The 19,677-nt window shown below is 67.8% G+C and carries 13 protein-coding genes; 8 read left to right on the top strand and 5 right to left on the bottom strand.

All coding sequences use genetic code 11. The features are described from left to right. Nucleotides 1-65: 65 nt before the first annotated feature. Together pulA and ACGFIF_RS03110 are read left to right on the top strand one after the other, a co-directional pair. The gene (pulA, locus tag ACGFIF_RS03115; RefSeq protein WP_393150818.1) at nucleotides 66-5,750 is read left to right on the top strand and encodes a pullulanase-type alpha-1,6-glucosidase; all 5,685 of its coding nucleotides are present in this window, start codon (nucleotides 66-68) and stop codon (nucleotides 5,748-5,750) included. Between the two features lie 84 nt (nucleotides 5,751-5,834). Continuing rightward, entirely contained in the window at nucleotides 5,835-7,973 is a 2,139-nt protein-coding gene (locus ACGFIF_RS03110) for a M1 family metallopeptidase (protein ID WP_393150816.1), read from the top strand. A gap of 21 nt (nucleotides 7,974-7,994) precedes the next feature. Here ACGFIF_RS03110 and ACGFIF_RS03105 read toward each other — a convergent pair whose 3' ends face one another. Beyond that, nucleotides 7,995-8,366, bottom strand: coding sequence for a DoxX family protein (locus ACGFIF_RS03105; protein ID WP_393150814.1), 372 nt, complete (start codon nucleotides 8,364-8,366; stop codon nucleotides 7,995-7,997). Between the two features lie 77 nt (nucleotides 8,367-8,443). On the opposite strand from ACGFIF_RS03105, the gene sigJ reads away from it, so the two are divergent. Then, nucleotides 8,444-9,310 carry an RNA polymerase sigma factor SigJ gene (gene sigJ / locus ACGFIF_RS03100; RefSeq protein ID WP_393150812.1) on the top strand — a complete coding sequence of 289 codons (867 nt, stop codon included), beginning with the start codon at nucleotides 8,444-8,446 and terminating at the stop codon, nucleotides 9,308-9,310. Here sigJ and ACGFIF_RS03095 read toward each other — a convergent pair. Continuing rightward, the gene (locus ACGFIF_RS03095) at nucleotides 9,284-10,183 is read right to left on the bottom strand and encodes a diacylglycerol/lipid kinase family protein (protein WP_393150810.1); all 900 of its coding nucleotides are present in this window, start codon (nucleotides 10,181-10,183) and stop codon (nucleotides 9,284-9,286) included. The two genes, sigJ and ACGFIF_RS03095, sit on opposite strands and share 27 nt — an antisense overlap. Nucleotides 10,184-10,219: 36 nt before the next feature. Between ACGFIF_RS03095 and ACGFIF_RS03090 the strand changes: the two genes are divergently transcribed. Both ACGFIF_RS03090 and ACGFIF_RS03085 read left to right on the top strand, forming a co-directional pair. After that, on the top strand, nucleotides 10,220-11,620 hold the full coding sequence (locus ACGFIF_RS03090) for a serine hydrolase domain-containing protein (protein WP_393150808.1): 1,401 nt from the start codon (nucleotides 10,220-10,222) through the stop codon (nucleotides 11,618-11,620). A 73-nt stretch (nucleotides 11,621-11,693) separates the two neighbouring features. Beyond that, the gene (locus ACGFIF_RS03085; protein ID WP_393150805.1) at nucleotides 11,694-12,632 is read left to right on the top strand and encodes an NAD-dependent epimerase/dehydratase family protein; all 939 of its coding nucleotides are present in this window, start codon (nucleotides 11,694-11,696) and stop codon (nucleotides 12,630-12,632) included. Between the two features lie 93 nt (nucleotides 12,633-12,725). On the opposite strand, the gene ACGFIF_RS03080 is transcribed toward ACGFIF_RS03085, so the two are convergent. From ACGFIF_RS03080 to ACGFIF_RS03070, 3 genes are read right to left on the bottom strand one after another with little or no spacing between them, the layout of a single operon-like run. Then, a complete protein-coding gene (locus ACGFIF_RS03080) occupies nucleotides 12,726-13,226 on the bottom strand; it encodes a DUF3830 family protein (protein ID WP_393150803.1) in 501 nt (166 codons plus the stop codon). Continuing rightward, entirely contained in the window at nucleotides 13,223-14,677 is a 1,455-nt protein-coding gene (locus tag ACGFIF_RS03075) for an amidase (protein ID WP_393150801.1), read from the bottom strand. Before ACGFIF_RS03075 ends, ACGFIF_RS03080 begins: the two co-directional genes overlap by 4 nt. Further along, nucleotides 14,674-15,579, bottom strand: a complete 906-nt coding sequence (locus ACGFIF_RS03070; RefSeq protein ID WP_393150799.1) for a D-2-hydroxyacid dehydrogenase — start codon at nucleotides 15,577-15,579, stop codon at nucleotides 14,674-14,676. Before ACGFIF_RS03070 ends, ACGFIF_RS03075 begins: the two co-directional genes overlap by 4 nt. A 323-nt stretch (nucleotides 15,580-15,902) precedes the next feature. On the opposite strand from ACGFIF_RS03070, the gene ACGFIF_RS03065 reads away from it, so the two are divergent. From ACGFIF_RS03065 to ACGFIF_RS03055, 3 genes are all read left to right on the top strand, one after another. Further along, the gene (locus ACGFIF_RS03065) at nucleotides 15,903-16,652 is read left to right on the top strand and encodes an Asp/Glu racemase (RefSeq protein ID WP_393150797.1); all 750 of its coding nucleotides are present in this window, start codon (nucleotides 15,903-15,905) and stop codon (nucleotides 16,650-16,652) included. A gap of 325 nt (nucleotides 16,653-16,977) precedes the next feature. Then, nucleotides 16,978-18,162, top strand: coding sequence for a M24 family metallopeptidase (locus tag ACGFIF_RS03060; protein WP_393150795.1), 1,185 nt, complete (start codon nucleotides 16,978-16,980; stop codon nucleotides 18,160-18,162). 4 nt (nucleotides 18,163-18,166) lie between these two features. After that, the gene (locus ACGFIF_RS03055; protein ID WP_393150793.1) at nucleotides 18,167-19,534 is read left to right on the top strand and encodes a PLP-dependent aminotransferase family protein; all 1,368 of its coding nucleotides are present in this window, start codon (nucleotides 18,167-18,169) and stop codon (nucleotides 19,532-19,534) included. Nucleotides 19,535-19,677: the final 143 nt, after the last annotated feature.

Below are 19,677 nucleotides of genomic sequence, written 5' to 3'. Positions count from 1 at the left end.
CTCCTCACGGTGAAGGTCGCGGGCTAGCGTCCCCGGCAGGGTTCAACGGCTGGGAGGGGACCGTGATGCGCGGGTTCAGGCGATGGACGGCGGGGTTCACCGCGGCGGCGGTGATCGTGCTGGGACTCGGTACGGCGGCACCGGCGCCCGCGCAGGTCGCAGCGGATCGGGTGATCACGCTGGCCGGGTCGCTGCAGAGCGAGCTGGGGTGTGCGGGCGACTGGGATCCCGGCTGTGCGGCGAGCAGTCTCGGGGCGGCGGCGCCGTACACAAAGGTCTTCGACGTTCCGGCCGGGTCGTACGAGTACAAGGTCACCGTCAACGGCAGCTGGGACGAGAACTACGGCGCCGGCGGCGTACTGAACGGCCCGAACATCCCGCTGCGGATCGAGGGACCGGCCCAGCTCTCCTTCAGCTACGACGACATCAGCCACCTGGTCACGGTGAAGCCGGTCGACCTGGCTGGTCCGACGGTGACCCCGGCGGACAAGGCGTTGTCGACGCCGAGCCTGCGGCAGGACCTGACCAAGGAGCGCTTCTACTTCGTGATGGCGGACCGGTTCGCCAACGGGGACACGTCCAACGACGCCGGCGGCCTGACCGGCGACCGCCTCGCCACCGGCCTCGACCCGACGGACAAGGGCTTCTACCACGGCGGCGACCTAGCCGGCGTGATCCAGAAGCTCGACTACATCAAGTCCCTCGGTACGACGTCCATCTGGCTCACGCCGTCGTTCAAGAACCGGCCCGTGCAGGGTGCCGGCGCCGACGTGAGCGCCGGGTACCACGGCTACTGGATCACCGACTTCACCCAGATCGACCCGCACCTTGGCACCAACGCGGACATGAAGCAGCTGATCAGCCTGGCCCACGGCAAGGGGATGAAGGTCTTCTTCGACATCATCACCAACCACACCGCGGACGTGATCGCGTACGAGTCCGGCCAGTACGGCTACATCCCGAAGTCCACCTCGCCGTACAAGGATGCCAACGGCAATGTCTTCGACGACAAGGTGTACGCCGCCGGCGACACCTTCCCGCCGCTGGACCCGAACACCTCGTTCCCGAACGTCCCCGTCTTCCGGACGCCGGCCGACGCGACCGTCAAGGTGCCGGCCTGGCTGAACGACCCGACGCTGTACCACAACCGCGGCGACTCCACCTTCGCCGGCGAATCGGCGGAGTACGGCGACTTCGTCGGCCTGGACGACCTGTTCACCGAGCAGCCGAAGGTCCGCGACGGGATGACCGACGTCTACAAGACCTGGGCCGAGTTCGGGATCGACGGGTTCCGGATCGACACGGTCAAGCACGTCAACATGGAGTTCTGGCAGAAGTTCTCCCCCGCGGTCCTGGCCGCGGCGCAGGGTGCGGGGTCGAAGGACTTCTTCATGTTCGGCGAGGTGTTCGACGCCGACCCGAAGTTCATGTCGACGTACACCACGCAGGGCGCGCTGCAGGCGACGCTCGACTTCGGCTTCCAGCAGAACGCGGTCGCGTTCGCCAAGGGCGACCCGAGCACGAAGCTGCGCGACCTCTACGCGAACGACGACTACTACACCGACGCCGACTCGAACGCGTACCAACTGCCGACCTTCCTCGGCAACCACGACATGGGCCGGGTCGGCACGTTCCTCAAGCAGGACGGCGCGGCCGGGCAGGAGCTGCTGGCACGTGACAAGCTGTCGCACTCGCTGATGTTCCTGACCCGCGGCCAGCCGGTCATCTACTACGGCGACGAGCAGGGCTTCACCGGCGCCGGTGGTGACAAGGACGCGCGGCAGGACATGTTCGCGACGCAGACCACGGACTACAAGGACGACGAGATCGTCGACGGCACCGGTACGACGACGATCGGCAGCCAGGACCGGTACGACGTCAACGCGCCGATGTACAAGCACATCGCGGCGCTGCAGAAGCTGCGGGCGAAGTACCCGGCGCTCGCCGACGGCCGTCAGGTCCACCGGTACTCGTCGAACGCCGGCGGGCTGTACGCGTTCAGCCGACTCGGTAACGACAACGTCGAGTACGTGGTGATTGCCAACAATGCGACAACCGCAAAGTCGGCGACGATCCCGACGTACGGACCCAACACCTGGCTCAAGCCGGTGTACGGCGGCTCGAAGGCGGTCAAGACCGACCGCGAAGGCAGAGTGGTGCTCACCCAGGCGCCGCTGTCCGTGACCGTGTATCAGGCCGCCAACAAGGTCCCCCACCGGACCAAGGCGCCTGCTGTCTACATGAGCTCGCCGGAACTGGGTGCGACGGTCGGTGGGCGCGCTGAGATCGCGGCAGCGGTGCCGGAGAACACTTCGGTGACCGTGACCTTCGGATACCGACCTGTCGGTACGACGGCGTGGCAGCGACTGGGCTCCGACGACAACGCGCCGTACCGCGTCTTCCAGGACGTGTCCGGCCTGCCGAAGGGGACACTGCTCGAGTACCGCGCCGTACTGAAGGATGCGTCCGGCAACTACTCGGTGTCGGGCTCGTACGGCGTGGTCGGCGATGCACCGGCGCCAGGTGGCGGTGGTGGCGGGACAGGGCCCGTCGTACAGCCTGCCAACGTCAGTGTGCCCGGCGACCACAACAGTGAGATGGGCTGCCCGGCAGACTGGTCGCCTGACTGCGACCAGGCGCAGTTGACGCTGGACCCGCAAGACAAGGTCTGGAAGGGCACGTATCCGATCCCGGCCGGCGAGCACGCCTACAAGGCCGCGATCAACAAGACGTGGGACGAGAACTACGGCGCCGGCGGTAACCAGAACGGCGCCAACATCTCCTACACCGCGACCAGTGCCCCGACCACCTTCTATTACGAACACGGCCGGCACTACGTCACGTCCAGTGCCGAGGGGCCGATCATCACCGTGCCGGGCAGCTTCCAGAAGGCGCTGGGCTGTACGAACGACTGGGACCCGGCCTGCATGCGACCCTGGCTGACGGACCAGGACGGCGACGGCACGTACACGTGGTCGACGAGCGAGATCGGAGCAGGCAGTTATGAGGCGAAGGTCGCGCACAACCTGTCCTGGGACGAGAGCTATCCGGCCAACAACATTCCGATCACCGTGCCGGCGGACGGGCTGGTCGTCACCTTCTCCTACGTCCTTGCGACCCACGTGCTGACGGTCACGACGTCCACACCGGGCGCCCAGCCTGACCTGAGCCAGGCCAAGGCCTACTGGCTCACCAAGGACCTCCTCGCCGTACCGGCGGTCGCACACCCGGAGCGGTCCCGCTGGCGGCTGCACTGGTCGTACGACGGCTCGCTCAAGGTCGACGCGGACGACATCGGCGGTATGTCGGCCGGACTCCGCTACGACTCGGCCGGGATACCAGCCTCCGTTCTGGCCAAGTTCCCGGCGCTGAAGGGCTACACGGCACTCAGACTCGGCAAGGCCGACGCCCGGAAGATCCTGACCGGACAACTCGGTCTGGCGCAGTACGACGACACGGGCCGGCTGCTCGACGCGACCGGCGTACAGATCCCCGGCGTCCTCGACGACCTGTACGGCGGCTCGGCGACGAACCGCTCGTACGGCGTGACGTGGCAGGGCGGGACACCTCGGTTCACGCTCTGGGCGCCCACCGCCCAAAAGGTCAGTCTGCTGGTCGGATCGCAGACAATCTCCATGCACCGCAACGACGACGGCTCGTGGGTCGCCAGTGGGCCGCGGTCGTGGAAGAACGCGGCGTACCGCTATCAGGTGACCGTGTTCGCACCGTCGACGGGCGAGGTGGAGACGAACGTCGTCACCGACCCGTACTCGCTCGCACTCACCACCGACTCGACGCACTCGGTCGCGGTCGACCTCAACGATCCGGCCGGGAAGCCGGCGCTGTGGTCGAAGACACCGGCACCGAATCTGCCCCGGGCGGTCGATTCGACGATCTACGAACTGCATGTCCGGGACTTCTCGATCAACGACACGACTGTGCCGGCCGCACACCGCGGCACGTATCTCGCCTTCGCCGACGAGGGCAACGGCACGAAGCACCTGCGGTCACTCGCGTCCGCCGGTCTGAACACGGTCCACCTGTTGCCGACCTTCGACATCGCGTCCATCCCGGAGACCGGCCAGCAGTCGCCGGCCTGTGACCTGAAGTCGTTCCCGCCCGACTCCGACCAGCAGCAGGCCTGCGTCACCGCGGTCGCGGCGAAGGACGGTTTCAACTGGGGTTACGACCCGTTCCACTGGCTCGCGCCGGAAGGCTCGTACGCGACCCAGCGCGACGGTCTGGCCCGGGTCGCCGAGTTCCGCACGATGGTCGGCGGACTGCACAAGTCCGGGCTGCGCGTCGTACTGGACCAGGTCTTCAACCACACGCCGGCCGCCGGTCAGGCGCCGACGTCGGTGCTGGACAAGGTCGTGCCGGGCTACTACCAGCGGCTGAACGCGACCGGCAAGGTGGAGACGTCGACCTGCTGCAGCAACATCGCCACCGAGCACTCGATGGCCGAGAAGATCATGGTCGACGGCACGGTCAGCTGGGCCCGCAACTACCGGGTCGACGGCTTCCGCTTCGACCTGATGGGCCACCACAGCAAGGCGAACATGCTCAAGGTCCGGGCCGCGCTGGACAAGCTGACCCTGGCCAAGGACGGCGTCGACGGCAAGAGCGTCTACGTGTACGGCGAGGGCTGGAACTTCGGCGAGGTCGCGAACGACGCGCTGTTCGTCCAGGCCCGGCAGGGCAACCTCGGCGGCACCGGCATCGGGACGTTCTCGGACCGGCTGCGTGACGGTGTCCGCGGCGGCGGCCCGTTCGACGAGAACCCGCGGATCCAGGGCTTCGGCTCCGGCGCCGCGAGCGATCCGAACGGAGACCCGGTCAACGGCTCCCCCGCGGATCGCGCGAAGCGCCTCGCCCACGACACCGATCTCGTCCAGCTCGGACTGGCCGCGAACCTGCGCGGGTTCACGTTCCGCTCCGCCGAGACCGGGGCCGTCGTCCGCGGTGACGCTGTCGACTACAACGGCAGTCCGGCCGGGTACGCCGACCAGCCGGACGAGGTGATCACGTACGTCGATGCCCACGACAACGAAACCTTGTGGGACGCGCTGACGTACAAGCTGCCGACGGCCTTGACCATGCCGGACCGGATCCGGATGAACACGGTGTCACTGGCAACGACCGCGCTGGCGCAGACCCCGTCGTTCTGGCACGCCGGCGCGGACATGCTGCGGAGCAAGTCGCTGGACCGGAACTCGTACGACTCCGGTGACTGGTTCAACACCCTCGACTGGACCGGCGCGGACAACGGCTTCGGCCACGGCCTGCCGCCCAAGCCGGACAACGAGGCCAAGTGGCCCTACATGAAACCGTTGCTGGCCGACCCGGCCCTCAAACCCACCGCAGCCCAGGTGGCGACGGCGAGCGCGGCGGCCCAGGACCTGCTGAAGCTCCGCTTCTCCACACCCCTGTTCCGCCTCGGATCGGCCGACCTGATCAACGCGAAACTCACCTTCCCGTTGAGCGGTACGACGCCCGGCGTGGTCACGATGCGCATCGATGACACTGTCGGCCCGGATGTCGACCCGGCCCTGAAGGGAGTCCTGGTCGTCTTCAACACCACCGGATCAGCCGTCACCCAGCAGGTCCCAGGCCTGGCCGGCGCCAACCTGGCTCTGTCTCCGGTCCAGGCTGCGGGCTCGGACCCGGTCGTGAAGCAGACGACCTGGACCGCCTCGTCCGGCAGTGTCACCGTCCCGGCACGCTCGGTCGCCGTACTGGTACAGACCTGACCTGCGCCGAACCCTTCCCTGGATGCGCTGTGCTTCCTAGTGTCGAAAGTTGACCAAATTGCACAGCGCATCCGAGGGGGAAAGATGTTCCGACGAGCGAATCTGCTGCTGTCCGGAGCGCTGGTCACGGCGCTGAGCCTCGGTCTGGGGACGGGGACGGCGCCGGCGACCAATCACGCGCCACGTTATTCGCCGGGGGCGGTGGGGGCTGGAGATCCGTACTTCAGCACCGACGGCAACGGCGGGTACGACGTCAAGCACTACCTGCTGGACGTGAAGTACGCACCGGCGACCGACCGGCTCACCGGCGTCGCCACCATCCACGCTCGCGCGACCCAGAACCTGTCCCGCTTCAACCTGGACCTGCAGGGCCTCACCGTTCGCTCGATCACGGTCAACGGCCGGTCGGCGAGTTGGTCCCGCGCGGCCGACGAGCTCACCGTGAAGCCACGCCACGGACTGCCCCGGTCGAAGGACTTCACCACGGTGATCCGGTACGACGGCATCCCGCAGACCCTGAGCGACGGTAGTGGGTTCGTCCACACCGACGACGGCACCGTGGTGATCGGCGAACCGCACGTGGCCGACACCTGGTACCCGGTGAACGACCACCCGATCGACAAGGCGGCGTACACCTTCCGGATCGCGGTTCCGGCCGGGCTCGAGGCGATCGCGAACGGCGTACTGAAGGACAAGCGCACCAAACACGGCTGGACCACCTGGATCTGGGACGCCAAGGAGCCGATGGCGTCGTACCTGACCACCGCGACGATCGGGCAGTTCGATGTGCGCGCCTATCAGCGGCAAGGCGTGCGCTATTGGGATGCCTTCGATCCCGACCTCTTCGACGAGGCCACACCGCGGACCGGGCAGCGGTACGCCCTGTCCCAGCGGGTCGACGCGAACGAGGCGTCGTACAAGCGGCTGGCGCGGACGATCAGTGTGCCGGCCGCAGGCGGGGACCTGTCGTTCTGGATCACTCGCGACACCGAGCCAGGCTGGGACTACGCGTTCGTCGAGGCGCACACGGTCGGCCAGGACAACTGGACCACACTGCGCGACCTCAACGGCCACACCAGCCAGGACACCGGCCTCGTCTGCCCGTTCTGGCTCGAGCTGCACCCATTCCTCACGCATTACCAGACAGCTCAGCCCGACGGCAGCTGCACCGCAACGGGGTCGAGCGGATCCTGGTGGGCGGCGAGCGGCCGCAGCGACGGGTACGAGCAGTGGAAGGTCGACCTGTCGGCGTACGCGGGCAAGAACGTCGAGGTGTCGATCACCTATGCCAGCGACGACGCGATCCAGCTTCCGGGCGTGTTCGTGGACGACGTCGTCGTCTCCACCGGCGCCGGTACGACGTCCTTCGAGGCCGACGCCGATCCGCTCGACGGCTGGACGGTGCCCGGTCCGCCGGCCGGCAGCATCCCCAACCCGAACGACTGGATCACCGGCACGGCAGCGGACGCGCCACCGACCACCGGTGAGGTCGTCGAGGCCTCGTTCGCCCGGCAGAGCGAGATTCTCGGGTTCCTCTCGGACACGTTCGGGCGCTATCCGTTCTCGGCGTCCGGCGGGATCGTCGACGATGTCGACGGCCTCGGGTTCGCACTGGAGAACCAGACCCGCCCGATCTATGCGCGGGACTTCTTCACCGACACGTTCTCCGGCCAGAGTGTGATCGTCCACGAGCTCGCCCACCAGTGGTACGGCGACAGCGTCGCGCTGGCCCGCTGGCAGCACATCTGGCTGAACGAAGGATTCGCCACGTATGCCGAATGGTTGTGGAGCGACCGCGAGGGACTCGGCACCGCGCAGGAGAACTTCGACTTCTTCTACAACCTGTTCCCGGCCGACCACCCGTTCTGGAACCTGACGATCGGCGACCCCGGGCCGGACAACCTGTTCGACTTCGCGGTCTACGCCCGCGGCGCGATGACGCTGCACCAGCTCCGGCTGGCCGTCGGCGACGACGACTTCTTCCAGATCCTGCGGACCTGGGCGAAGACCCAGCGCAACGGCAACGTCACCACCGACCAGTTCATCGCACTGGCCGAGAAGATCTCGGGACAGCAGCTGGACAGTCTGTTCCAGACCTGGCTTTTCACCACCACCAAACCGGTGCTCGACACTGCCGCGGCGACGCGGCTCGCGGCGACGACGCAACCGCCGGCGGCAGCGTTGAGCCTGCTCGAGAGGCACAAGGCCGGCCTGCAGCGTTAGCCCAGGGCGGGGCTTGCAGCGTCAGCCCAAAGCGGCGAAGCGACTGGCCGCTACGAAGGCGCACAGGACCAGAAATGTGACGGTTGCCGCCGTCGCCTTCGGCTCACGGAGGGAGGAGTGGGAGACGGCGGCACCAATCATCACGATGCCGAGGCCGACCGCGGCCAACGGTGTCAGGTAGCGCGCTGTGCCGGTCAGCCATGGTGCGAACAAGCCGACGACGGCGAGCAGTTCACACACCGCGACGACGCGGACGACCGGCATCGGGAACGGTGCGATGCCGGTCTGCCCGCTCGCGATCAGCCGGTCCCGCGACATCGTCGACTTCGCGATCCCGGAGAAGGTGAAGATCACCGCCAGGACGCCGGTCAGGATCCAGGTGATTGTGTTCATGTGGATTGCAGACGATCGACACCCCGATCCTGTGACACTGTCACTGGAAGAGGGCGTCGATCGTCTCAGAGGACGTGATGGAGGAGTTCAGGCCGCTGTTGTTGTCGATCGCGTACCGGATGCTGGGCAGCTTCGGTGACGCGGAGGACGTCGTACAAGAGGCCTACCTGCGTCTGCATCGGGAGGCGCAGGTCGATTCGCCGAAGGCGTTTCTCACCACCGTCACAACGCGGCTGGCGATCGATCAATTGCGGTCGGCCCGTCGGCAGCGGGAGACCTACATCGGTCCGTGGCTCCCCGAGCCGGCCGTCGACGAGTACGTCGACCTCGCCGAGCGGGCGGCATTGTCGGACTCACTCTCGACCGCGTTCCTCGTCGTACTCGAACGTCTGTCGCCGGACCAGCGGGCGGTGTTCCTGCTCTGCGACGTGTTCGGGTACTCGTACGACGAGGTCGCCGCGATCATCGGCAAGACCCCGGCCGCGTGCCGCCAACTCGCCGTACGGGCTCGCCGTCATCTCTCCGAGGACCGGCCACGCTTCGACCCGTCCCGGCAGGAACGGGACGAGCTGGTACGACGCTTTGTCGCGGCCGCCGAGGAGGGTGAGCTCGATGATCTGGTGGAGATGCTCGCGCCCGACGTCACGTTCACCGGCGACGGCGGGGGTAAGGCGCTGGCCTTCCCGCGGCCGATCCACGGCGCCGACAGCGTCAGCAAGCTGGTCCGCGTCGCCTTCGACCGGGTCGCCGACCTCGGCTTCACGATCTGCCGCGTGCACGTCGGCGGTCAGCCCGGGATGCGTGTCCACGATGCCGAAGACCGGACCCACGCGATCTGGTCGTTCGTGGTGACCGACGGCCTGATCACGTCGATCCACGGAGTCGTCAACCCGGACAAGCTGGGCCACCTGCAGCGGTCAGGGCACCCGGACGATCAGGGCTGACGGGTCGACCGACGCGCTGAGCGTGCGACCGTCCGCGATCGTGTCGCCGTCCAACTGCCGTTGGACCGTCTTCGCGGCCGTGACCTGGATCCGCTTGCCGGTGAACCGCTCGACGTGGCGTTCCCGCAACCGCTTCACCACCAGGCTCGCCGCGAGCCGGGGCCACTGGCTGATCCGTCGCGGCTCGAGGACGACGGCGTCGATCAGACCGTCGTCCGGTACGGCGTCCGGCAGCAGCGGGATGCTCGCCTGCAGCGTCCCGACGTTGCCGATCACAACGGTCCGGACCCGGCGCCGGATCGGCGGCTGGTCGTCGACGATGATCTCGACCCGGACGGACGGATGGTTGAGATTCCGTAGCGTGGACACGACGTACGCGGCCCAGCCGACCCGCTTCTTCAACTGGTCGGGCGCGTCCGCGATGATCGCGGCGTCGAGCCCGAGACCCGCCATCACCACGAACCGGTCGGTCGGCAGCTCGTCCCCCTCGACCTCGACGCTGTCGATCCGCCGCTCGTTGCCACCGAGCAGCTCGGTCAGGGCGATCTCCATGTCGAGCGAGATGCCGAGGTTGCGGGCCAGCAGGTTGCCTGTCCCGGCCGGCAGTACGGCGACCGGGATCCCGCTCCTGGCCAGCTCGGCGCAGACCACCCGCACGGTGCCGTCCCCGCCGGCCACCACGACCAGGTCGACCGTCTCCTCGATCGCCCGCTTGGCCATCGTCGATCCGGCATCGTCCTCGGTCGTCTCCAGCCAGACCGAGTCGTCGAACCCGCGCTCGGTCAGTGCGGCGTCGACAGTACGGCGGAACTCGTCGGCATCCGGCACCTTCACCGGATTGACGATGACCGCTGCTCGCCTGGTGGAACTCACCTGATTTTGTCCGTTCGTGGAGATAGCGTGCTCGGGGTGAGCAGCCTTCCACGGAGTACCCCAGAATCCCAGGGTCTATCCGGTGCCGCGCTCGACGTGTTCGTCGCCGCGCTGGATGGGTCCGACCCGGAGATCCAGACCGTGATGCTGTTGCGCCACGGTCACGTCGTCCTCGAGGAGGAATGGTCGCCGTACCGGCTGGCCGATCCACACCTGTTGTTCTCGGTGTCGAAGAGCTTCACCTCGACCGCCGTCGGGCTGGCGATCGACGCCGGGCTGCTGTCGCTCGACGACCCGGTGATCTCGTTCTTCGAGGCCGACGAGCTGCCGGAGACGATCAGCGACAACCTGGCCGCGATGACGATCCGGCATCTGCTCACGATGACAACCGGGCATGCCAAGGACACCGTCGACGCGCTCAGCCGGGATCGCCGGATGGTGAAGATCTTCCTCGGCCTCGACGTCGAGCACGCGCCTGGCACGGTGTTCGTCTACAACAGCGGCGCGACGTACATGCTGTCCGCGATCCTGCAGCGGCTGACCGGTGAGACGCTGCTCGACTACCTGCGGCCGCGGCTGTTCGAGCCGCTCGGCGCGGTGGAGGCGACCTGGCAGGTGTCGACGGAGGGCATCACCACCGGTGGCTGGGGCTTGAGCCTCAACACCGAGTCGCTGGCTCGCTTCGGGCAACTGTTGCTGCAGCGCGGTGTGTGGGAGGGCAAGCAACTCGTCCCCGCCGAGTGGTTCGAGGCGGCGACGTCGAGGCAGGTCCCCAACGACACCGAGGAGAACCCGGACTGGCACCAGGGGTACGGCTTCCAGTTCTGGCGCGGCCGGCACAACTCCTACCGCGGTGACGGCGCGTTCGGCCAGTTCTGCCTGATCTTCCCGGAGTATGACGCCGCGCTCATCATCACCAGCGCGACGTTCGACATGCAGGCCATCCTGAACACCGTCTGGGATCACCTGCTGCCAGTCCTCGAAGGCAAAGAGGTCGCGCCGGTCGCGAGGGCCGAGCGGTTGGAGCTGCTCCCGCCGTCGGGTCCCGCGCCGTCCAGTGGCAACGAGCGCACCTATCGCTTCGCGGAGAACGACGCCGGGTTGGAAGCGGTTCGGTTGGCTGCCGACGGCACCGGGACCTTCACGTTCGGCGGGCTCGAGCCCGGCGCCACCGGGTCGCTCGAGATCGTCTGCGGTCCTGGCGGCTGGCAGGAGCATCGCGCCGTCGGTGTGCTGAAGGAGGCCGATCCGACGACCGGGCAGCGCCTGGTGACGAGTGCGTACGCCGACGGGGACCGCTTCGTGGCAACGATCCGCTTCGTCGAAACCCCGTTCGTCCTCACCCTCGCCTGCCACCCGCCCGCGGACACCCTGACCATCGACGTCACCCAGAACGTCTCCTTCGGCCCAACCTCCTTCACACTTCAGTCGGTGTGACCGGCGTCACTGTCACGGCGCCGAGGTGGGGCGTGTCCTCCGGGTTGTAACAACAGACGACGGAGGAATCGCAATGAAGGTCTTGGTGGCAGGTGCGACCGGCGGACTGGGCCGGTCGCTGGTACCGAAGCTGGTCGCGGCCGGACACGAGGTGACCGGGATGATCCGGTCGGAGTCCGGCGCGGCCGGTCTGCGGGCCGTCGGCGCCGACGTGGTGCTGGCGGACGGTCTCGACGCCGCCGCGGTGAAGGCCGCGGTGCAGTCGGTTCGGCCGGAGGTCGTCGTGCATCAGATGACGGCCCTCAAGAGCGGTATCGACTTCAAGAAGTTCGACCAGAGCTTCGCGGTGACAAACCGGCTCCGCACCGAAGGCACCGACAACCTGCTCGCCGCTTCCCAAACTGCCGGCGTACGACGGTTCGTCGTCCAGTCGTACGCCGGCTGGAACTTGCAGCACGGTGGGTCCGCGACGAAGACCGAGGCGGACCCGCTCGACCCGGACCCGGTGCCGGCACAGCGGCAGACGATGGCCGGGATCAAGCACCTCGAGTCGGTCGTCACCAACGCCGACGGGATCGAGGGCATCGCGCTGCGGTACGCGAGCTTCTACGGCCCGACCGGCGACATCGGCAAGGGCGGCTCGCTCGTCGAGCTGATCCAGAAGCGCAAGTTCCCGTTGATCGGCGACGGCACCGGCGTGTGGTCGTTCATCCACTACGACGACGCGGCCGACGCGACGGTGAAGGCGGTCGAGAGCGATGCCACCGGCATCTATCAGATCGCCGACGACGATCCGGCGCAGGTGGCGGTCTGGCTTCCCGAGTTCGCGCGCATCCTCGGCGCGAAACCGCCGCGCCACATCCCGGCCTGGCTGGCTCGGCTGGCCGTCGGTGATGTCGGCGTTGCCGCCTTCACCGAGATCCGGGGCGTCGACAACTCGCTCGCCAAGGCGACCTTCGACTGGCAGCCCGGTTATGCGTCGTGGCGTGAGGGCTTCCGGAAGGGTCTGTGAGCTCCGGAGGCGCCTCGGCCCGGTGCTCAGCTGTTGCGGCCGACTCCCTCAGTCGCGGCGGCTGACTCCCTCAGCCGCTGCGGCTGACGCGCCTCAGTCGCGGCGGCTGAAGCTGAGGGTTTCGCCGCGGGCGCCGCCCATCCAGAGGTCCTGGCAGGCGGCCGCCATACCGTCCAGGTTCTCGACGATCGCGCCGAAGACGTTGCCTGGCACCCAGCCCTGATCCCCGTTGATCAACAGGTTGTTCCGCCCGTAGAACACGGCCAGATCGACAATCGCGCCGCCGGTCCCGGTGCCCGTGGTGTTCTCGTACCCGTACGCCGGATTGCCCAGATCATCGGAGTCGAACGAGAACCAGCACAGGTCGCCGGGGATCGGCGTCACCGTGGTGTTCTCCTTCCCCGGATCAGCCGGCGCGAAGGCGGGCAGCAGCGTGTAGATCTCGTTCCGCGCGTACTTCCCGTGGAACACCGGCGCAGACAACGGCAGCGCGTCCCACACCGCCGCACAGGTCCGCGGCGCGACATCGTCGAGCAACCTGGCGACACAGCTCACGCCGCGCTTGTCCAGGCTGACGGTGATGAACCTGCTCATCGTGCCTCCAGGGTCGGTGTCCGTGAATGCCAGTCCGTGGCCGCTTGGTAGGCCTGACCGACGCGCAGTGTGAGCGCGTCCTGGTGCCGCGGCGCGACTACCTGAAGGCCGACCGGCAAGCCGGCTTTGGTGAAACCGCACGGCACGCTCAACGCCGGCTGCTGGGTGAGATTGAAGGGATACGTGTACGGCGTCCAGCTGGTCCAATCCGGCGACGACCAACCATCCGGCACGTCCTGCCCGACCGGGAACGCCGTGATCGGCAGAGTCGGCGTGATCAGTACGTCGTACTGCTGATGGAAGCGTCCCATCAGCCGTCCGAGCTCCATCCGTTCGGCGGTGGCGTCGAGGAAGTCGGAGGCGGTGTACGACGATCCGAGCTCGGCGACCCGCCGCAGTCCGGGGTCCACGCGATCGTCGACCGTGTACGCCGACAGCACCTTCGCCGCACCCGACCACCACAGCACGTTGAACGCGTCGACCGGATCCGCGAACCCGGGATCGACCTCGGTCACCTCGGCCCCGGCGTCCGCGAGTACACCGACGGCCGCCCAGACCAGTTCCTCGATCTCCGGTTGATTGTCGACAAACCCAAGATCGGACGAGTAGGCAATCTTCAATCCGGCCACGCCATCGTCGATCCCGGCCAGGAACGACGTACCCGGCGTCGGCATCGCCGACCAGTCACGCGCGTCGAACCCGGTGACGACATCGAGCAGCGCGGCCGTGTCCCGGACCGTCCGAGTCATCGGCCCGGCATGTGACAACGTCCCGAACGCACTCGGCGGAAACAACGGGATCAACCCGTACGTCGGTTTGAGCGCAACCGTGCCCGTGAACGCGGCCGGGATCCGGACCGAACCGCCGCCGTCAGTGCCGAGGGACCAGACCCCCATGCCCAGCCCAACCGCGGTCGCCGAACCGCCGCTCGAACCGCCGGAGGTCTTCGACGGATCCCAGGGATTGCCCGTTGCGCCGTACTTGTAGGAGTCGGTGACGCCCTTCCACGAGTACTCAGGCGTCGTCGTCTTCCCCAGGATCACCGCGCCGGTCTCGCGTAGGCGTGCGACGGCCGGCGCGTCCTCGTCCCACGGTCCTGCCTCGTCGATCATCGTGCTGCCACGCAAGGTCGGCCACCCCTTGGTCCACAGCGCATCCTTGATCGACGTCGGCACCCCGTCGCCGGGGCCCAGTGGCTCCCCTCGTTGCCACCGGACCTCCGACTCCTTGGCCGCGGCGAGCGCTCCCTCGGCGTCCACCAACACGAAGGCGTTCACCAGGCCGTCGTACCGCTCGATAGCCTCCAGCGCCGCCTGCGTCGCCTCAACCGGCGAGACCGCGCCGCTCCGGAAACCCGCGACCAGCCCGGTGGCTGTGAGTTCTGCGGATCGAGCGAGTTCTGCGGGTGGGGTGAAGGAGGTCGCCTGGGGTGACGGATCTGACTGCGTCATCGGGCTCCTGAGGGGATGTAGCCGAGTTTCTTGTCGACCACGTTGAGGAGAGGTTCGCCGGCCTGCCAGCGCCGCAGATTGTCAACAAACTGCGCCGCGAGCGTGTCCCGCCAGCCGATCACGTCACCGGACATGTGCGCGGTGATCGTCGCGCCGGGCGCGTCCCACAGCGGATGGTCAGGTGGCAACGGTTCACGATCAAACACGTCGAGCGTCGCCGCGATCCGCCTGTCCTGCAAGGCGTTCAGCAGCGCCGCCTCGTCGACCATCGGACCACGCGCGACGTTGATCAGGTGCGCGCCCGGCTTCATCGCCGCCAGCACCTTCGCGTCGACCAACCCGCGCGTCGCGGCGGTCAACGGCGCCGCGAGGACCAGGTGATCGACCTCGCCGACCTCGTCCACAAGGTTGCCGCTGGCAATAACCTCACCGAAGTCAGGATCCCCGGACCGCGCCACCCGGCCGGCTCCTCGCACCTGCAGCCCCGCCGCACGCAGCAGCCGAGCAATCTCCCGCCCGATCGCCCCAGTCCCGACCACCAACGCTTTCGACCCGAGCACAGTGCGCGTCTCCCGATGCCGCCACTCCCGCCGCCGCTGCAGATCAACACTGTTCCGGCTGTCCTTCGCATGCGCGATCACCGCACCCAGCACATACTCCGCGATCGGCCGATCAAACACCCCATGCGCATTGGTCACAACAACATCAGAATCACGCAATTCATCAAACAGCAGCGTGTCCACCCCAGCCGCCGTCACATGAATCCACTCGAGCGCCTCCGCCTCAGCCCAAACATCCCTGACCGCCGTCGAAAAGAAGTCCCACAGCAACAACACCCGAGCCCCCCGAACAGCAGCCCGCAACCCCTCCCCATCACAAAACCGAAACTCAACCTCCCCCACCCCCACCAACCCCGGCGGCCGCAACAACCCATCCCCCGCACCCCCAACCACGTCACCAGCAACCCCAGCGCCACGACCCCCGGCACCGCCAGCACCGTCACCCCCGACTACCTGCGCCTCACCGGCACCACCCTCGGCGCGGTCAGCGGGTGAGCTCACGGCGTCATCTCCGCCTGAGTTGGAGCCAACGGGCGCTCGCTCACAGAGCACCGTGATGATGGGTCGCTCGGTGGTGGGAGGCACGCCTTGAGGCTAGGAACCGATCCGTAGGATTGTCAACAATCCCTTGTCGCCGCGACCGCCAGGACCGCACACTGAGTCGCATGACGGTCCGCCCACCCACTCACCCGCTGCCGGCGCCGACACCACCGCTCCTGCAGACGGGGATCGGCGTCGTCGCGCCGTACGACTTCGCCCTGGATCGCGAGCTGTGGCGCTGGGTCCCGGACGACATCACGCTGCACCTCACGCGTACGCCGTACGCACCGCTCGCCGCGACCCTCGCGATGGCGGTGCACATCTCCGACCCGGAGTTGATCGCCCGCGCGACGACCGACGTACTGCCGGTGGCGCCGCTCGCCGTCGCGTACGCCTGCACCTCGGGCAGCTTCGTCGGCGGCCTGACCGGTGAGGCCGCGCTCGTCGACGCGATGGTGGCCGCCGGCGCCCCGACCGCGGTGACGACGAGTGGCGCGCTCCTCCTGGCCCTGCGCCACCTCGGCATCAGCCGGGTCGCGACAGTCACCCCGTACACGGACGATCTCACCGCCGGCCTGACCACGTTCCTCGGCGAGGCCGGAGTCGAGGTGGTCGCGACCGCCGGGCTCGGCCTGATCGCCCAGATCTGGACCGTCCCCTACGAGGCCACCATCGAACTCGTCCGCAGCATCGACACCTCCGCCGCCGAAGCCGTCTTCATCAGCTGCACCAACCTCCCGACGTACGACGTCATCGCCGGCCTCGAAGCCATGATCGGCAAACCGGTCCTCACCGCCAACCAGGTCACCATGTGGTCAGCCCTATCCCTGGCCAACCACCCCGCCATAGGCCCAGGCCAACACCTCCTCACCTAACCACCGCCTACCTACCTCGCCACCGCCTCCTCCCACCCGACCACCGCCTCCCCACCTGACCCCACCGCGTCCCCACCTCCCCAGCCACCGCCTCCCCACCTGACGACCGCCTCCCCACCCGACCGCCGCCTCCTCAACTGACCACCGCCTCCTCACCCGACCCCACCGCGTCCCCACCGCACGCTCACCAGACCACTCACCCACCTAGCTACCGGGTCGTTGACAGCAGAGCCCGACCAGCTGGGGCTTCTTGTTGTTGGACTTCTGTGGTTAAGCTCCATCGTATTGTCGACAATCTGCAATCGACTGAGGTTGAGGTGAGTGTGTGCCGGACTTGCTGGAGCAGGCGGTCGAGTCGGGCGAGCACGCCGGTCGGCTGCAGCGGGTGCGGACCGCGATGGCCGGGCGCGGGCTCGGCGCGCTGGTTGTCAGCGATCCGGCGAACCTCTTCTACCTGACCGGGTACGACGCCTGGTCGTTCTACACACCGCAGTGCCTCCTGGTCCCCGCCGACGGCGAGCCACACCTGTTCGCACGCGCGATGGACGCGGCCGGTGCGCCGTACACCTGCAATCTGCGGGCCGACCAGATCCACGGCTACCCGGAGGAGTTGGTCCACCGCCCCGACGTCCACCCCTACGACTGGATCGCGGCCAGGGCACGCGAACTCATCCCACCCGGCGCCGACGTGGCCATCGAGGGCGACGCGCACTATTTCTCCGCCCGCGCGTACCTTGCCCTCGGCAACGGTCTCCCCGGGCACCGGCTGGTCGACTCGGCCGAGCTGGTCAACTGGATCCGACTGGTCAAGTCACCGCACGAGCTGCGTCAACTCCGGATTGCCGGCTCGATCGCCGCGCAGGCGATGCGGATCGCCCTCGACCAACTCCGCCCCGGCCGCCGGCAATGCGATCTGGTTGCCGAGATCATGGCCGCCCAAGCGATCGGTACGGCGGAACACGGCGGCGACTACCCCGCCATCGTCCCGATGCTCCCGACCGGTGAAGCCGCCGGTACGCCGCATCTCACCTGGACCGACCGCCCGTTCCGCTCCGGCGAGGCGACCACGATCGAACTGGCGGGCGTGTTCGGCCGCTACCACGCTCCGCTCGCCCGCACGGTGATGCTGGGCGATCCACCCCAGCGGCTTCGCGAGACAGCGAAGGTCGTGGCCGACGGCATGCGCGCGACGTTGTCGACAATCCGACCGGGTGTCACCGGCAGCGTCGTACACGCTGCCTTCAATGACGTGATCGCCGCGCACGGACTGGTGAAGGACTCACGGATCGGGTACTCGATCGGCATCGGATACCCGCCCGACTGGGGTGAGCGCACAGTCAGTCTGCGCCCCGGCGAGACCACCGTGCTGGCGGCCGGGATGGCGTTCCACGTGATCCTCGGGATGTGGATGGACGGATGGGGTTACGAACTGTCCGAACCGGTGGTGGTCACCGACGACGGCGTGGAGCGACTGACCGACCTGTCCTACGAACTGACGATCAGGAGATAGCCCAATGACGCAGGAAGCCCGTGGCAGAGCAGATCAGCCGAGCACCGGCGCCCAGCCGACCACCGGCGCCAAGTCGCGCACCGGCGCGAAATCGAGCACCGGCGCCGAGTCGCGTACCGGCGCGAAGTCGAGCATCGGCGCGAAGTCAACCACCGACGCCGAGTCGACCACCGGCGCCGTACTCGGAGTGAAGACTCTCCCGTACGCCGAACGCGTCACCGGGCTGGTCGGGTCGGTGATCGACTCGAGCACCTCGCTGCTGCACAAGCAGACCCATGACATCGTCCGGTTCGCGATGGGCTCACCGGCGGCCGAAGCAGTCCCGTCGACAATCCTCGCCGGTATCGCCGCCGACCAACTGAGTCGCCCCGACGCGTACGACTACGCGGCCACCGAGGGCGATCCGCCCCTGCACGAGGCACTGCTGGAGACACTGCGCGGGACGAGCGACGAGACCACCGCCGACCGGCTGACCATCACCGCGGGCGGGATGCAGGGGCTCGACCTGTTCTGCAAGCTGTTCGTCGACCCCGGCGACCTGGTCGTCGTCGAATCACCGACGTACACGAACGGCAGCGCGACCGCTCTCTCGTACGGCGCCCAACTGCTGGAGGTCCCGGTCGACGCCGACGGGATGATTGTCGACAATCTCGAGCAGCTCCTCGACGGGCGGCGGCCGAAGGCGATCTACACCATCCCGACCTTCCAGAACCCGTCCGGCGCGACCCTCTCGTTGGAGCGACGCCACCGACTGCTCGAGCTGGCCCGGTCCTGGGGATCGATGGTGATCGACGACGATCCGTACGGGCTCCTGCGGTTCGCCGGGGACCCATTGCCGACAATCCGCGAACTCGGCGCCGGTGATCCGCTGGTGTTCGCCGTCCGGACGTTCTCGAAGATCGTCGCGCCGGGGCTGCGGGTCGGCTGGGTGGATACGGACCCGGAGTTGCAGCCGTTGCTGATCAACGCGAAGCAGGCCATGGACACATGCACGAACCTGCCGGCCCAGCGGCTGCTCGCCGGGTTCCTGGAGGGCGGGCATCTCGAGGATCACCTGGTCACGCAGCGCGCGGAGTACAGGCGTCGCAAGGAAGCGATGCACGCGGCTTTGCAGGAGCACTTCGGCGACATCGCCCGCTGGACCGATCCCGAGGGCGGCTTCTTCCTCTGGGTGACGCTGGAGAACGGCGTCAACACCGCCGAGTTGTTCGAGGTCGCGTTGGCCGAGGGCGTGGCGTTCATCCCCGGTACGGCGTTCTCCCCCACCGGCCGATTCACCGACGCGCTGCGGCTGTGCTTCGCGTCGACCAAGCCGGACCGGATCCACGAAGGCGTCGCCAGACTGCGCCGAGCCGTCGACAAACTCACCTGACCGCACCGCGACGACAGGCTGACCGCCCCACGGCGACAGGTTGACCGCCCCACGGCGACGACAGCCTGACGGACCCGGTGACGAGAGCCTGACGGGATCCAGGCAGCACATTTTGTTGCTTTTGGCAACAGATCTCGCGAGCG

This window comes from Kribbella sp. NPDC049174 (genome assembly GCF_043197365.1).
GTDB lineage: Bacteria > Actinomycetota > Actinomycetes > Propionibacteriales > Kribbellaceae > Kribbella.
The sequence above is the reverse complement of the archived record's forward strand: the minus strand, read 5'-3'. Positions and strand labels throughout refer to the sequence as shown.

Bases quoted from the DNA above. Each gene is read 5' to 3' on its own strand.
- ACGFIF_RS03110 (WP_393150816.1), top strand. From the start codon at position 5,835: ATGTTCCGACGAGCGAATCTGCTGCTGTCCGGAGCGCTGGTCACGGCG.
- ACGFIF_RS03085 (WP_393150805.1), top strand. From the start codon at position 11,694: ATGAAGGTCTTGGTGGCAGGTGCGACCGGCGGACTGGGCCGGTCGCTG.
- ACGFIF_RS03075 (WP_393150801.1), bottom strand. From the start codon at position 14,677: ATGACGCAGTCAGATCCGTCACCCCAGGCGACCTCCTTCACCCCACCC.
- ACGFIF_RS03065 (WP_393150797.1), top strand. From the start codon at position 15,903: ATGACGGTCCGCCCACCCACTCACCCGCTGCCGGCGCCGACACCACCG.
- pulA (WP_393150818.1), top strand. From the start codon at position 66: ATGCGCGGGTTCAGGCGATGGACGGCGGGGTTCACCGCGGCGGCGGTG.
- ACGFIF_RS03105 (WP_393150814.1), bottom strand. From the start codon at position 8,366: ATGAACACAATCACCTGGATCCTGACCGGCGTCCTGGCGGTGATCTTC.
- ACGFIF_RS03055 (WP_393150793.1), top strand. From the start codon at position 18,167: ATGACGCAGGAAGCCCGTGGCAGAGCAGATCAGCCGAGCACCGGCGCC.
- ACGFIF_RS03080 (WP_393150803.1), bottom strand. From the start codon at position 13,226: ATGAGCAGGTTCATCACCGTCAGCCTGGACAAGCGCGGCGTGAGCTGT.
- sigJ (WP_393150812.1), top strand. From the start codon at position 8,444: ATGGAGGAGTTCAGGCCGCTGTTGTTGTCGATCGCGTACCGGATGCTG.